We start from the raw sequence: 1,848 nt of genomic DNA on the forward strand, positions 1-1,848 counted from the left end.
TTGTTTTTCTAAAATCAAAAGAATCGCAGCCTGCGGCAGCTCCTACAGGGTTCTTTATTGGATCAGGTCCCGGCGATCAACTGCCGAGCCGCCTGGCTGTGATCGGCGATCAGGCCTTTCAGATCCAGCCCTTCAACCTGGCCATCAATCACCCGCCACTGGCCACCAATCATCACCCGATCGGCACGATCGGCACCGCACAGCAACAGCGCCGAAATCGGATCATGGCTCCCCGAGAAACGCAGCTCATCGAGCTTGAACAACGCCAGGTCCGCCTGCTTGCCCACCGCCAGTTCACCAATGTCGGTACGCCCCAACAGGCTCGCCGAGCCTTTGGTTGCCCAGCCGAGCACGCGTTCCGGGGTGATCTTCTCGGCGCCGTAACGCAGACGCTGGATGTACAACGCCTGCCGCGCTTCGAGGATCATGTTCGACGCATCGTTGGAGGCCGAACCGTCCACACCCAGACCGAACAGCGCGCCGGCATCGGTCAGATCGATGCTCGGGCAGATGCCGGAAGCCAGGCGCATGTTCGAACTCGGGCAATGGCAGATACCGGTGCCGGCCTGACCGAGGCGAGCGATTTCGTCCGGGTTGAAGTGGATGCCGTGGGCCAGCCAGGTGCGCGGGCCGAGCCAGCCGACGCTGTCCAGATAATCCACGGTGCGCAGGCCGAAACGCTGCAGGCAGAAATCCTCTTCGTCGAGGGTTTCGGCCAGATGGGTGTGCAGGCGCACATCGAGTTTGTCCGCCAGTTCGGCGCTGGCCGACATGATTTCCGGGGTCACCGAAAACGGCGAGCAAGGCGCCAGAGCGATCTGGATTTGCGCACCGTCGCCGCGCTCGTGGTACTCGTGAATCAGGCGCTGACTGTCGTCGAGAATCACCTGACCTTCCTGCACGGTCTGCTGCGGTGGCAGGCCGCCGTCCTTCTCGCCGAGGCTCATCGAACCGCGCGTGAGCATGGCGCGCATGCCCAGTTCACGCACGGGTGTCGACTTGCACGTCGATGGCGTTTTCCAGACCGTCCGGGAACAGGTAATGGTGGTCAGCGGCGGTGGTGCAACCCGACAGCAGCAATTCAGCCAAAGCCACTTTCGTCGCGAGGGCGAGTTTTTCCGGGGTCAGCCGCGCCCACACCGGATACAGGGTTTTCAACCACGGGAACAATGGCTGATTGACCACCGGCGCCCAGGCGCGAGTCAGGGTTTGATAGAAGTGGTGATGGGTGTTGATCAGGCCCGGCAGGATCACATGCTCGCGGGCATCGAACACTTCAGTGCACGGCGCGGACGGTTGCTGACCGGCTGCCAGCACTTCGACGATCACGCCGTCTTGCAGCACCAGACCGCCACGGGCATCGAGCGCGTTGGCTGTGAATATGGCGAGGGGATTTTTTAACCAGGTACGGGTCGCAGGCATTGTGGCCGGCTCCTCTGAAAGTGGGGTTCAGGGTTGCCAGCTCAGTGTTGCCCTGTCTGCTGATCCAGGGTCGCCGCGATGGACGAGCTGCGCAGTTTCAAACAAATCGCGACAGCGGGCAAGCCCAACCCGACAAGCCAACACATCACCCTCTGTAGGAGCTGCCGAAGGCTGCGATCTTTTGATCTTGTTTTTTTACAATCAAAAGATCGCAGCCTCGTTTCACTCGACAGCTCCTACAGGTGCCGTGTTTGCAAAGATCATCGCCCACAAAAAACCGCATCGCTGCGGTTTTTTTGTGTCTTGCGTTCGAGGTCAAACGAACAGCGACAGCAACAGAATGAAGCCCAGGCCCACCACCGACAGGATGGTTTCCATCGCTGTCCAGGTCTTGAACGTCTCGGCCACGGTCATGTTGAAGTACTG

Annotated in this window: 1 protein-coding gene and 1 pseudogene; both read right to left on the reverse strand. The window is 60.4% G+C overall.

All coding sequences use genetic code 11. From position 1 onward, the window contains the following. Window positions 1–62: 62 nt before the first annotated feature. Window positions 63–1,422 (reverse strand): annotated as a pseudogene (locus HT737_RS19290) (8-oxoguanine deaminase). Window positions 1,423–1,737: 315 nt separating this feature from the next. Continuing rightward, window positions 1,738–1,848: hypothetical protein (locus HT737_RS19295; protein ID WP_182403715.1), on the reverse strand; the 111-nt coding region annotated here is incomplete at its 5' end.

It is taken from the genome of Pseudomonas sp. MD195_PC81_125 (genome assembly GCF_014060985.1).
GTDB lineage: Bacteria > Pseudomonadota > Gammaproteobacteria > Pseudomonadales > Pseudomonadaceae > Aquipseudomonas > Aquipseudomonas parakoreensis.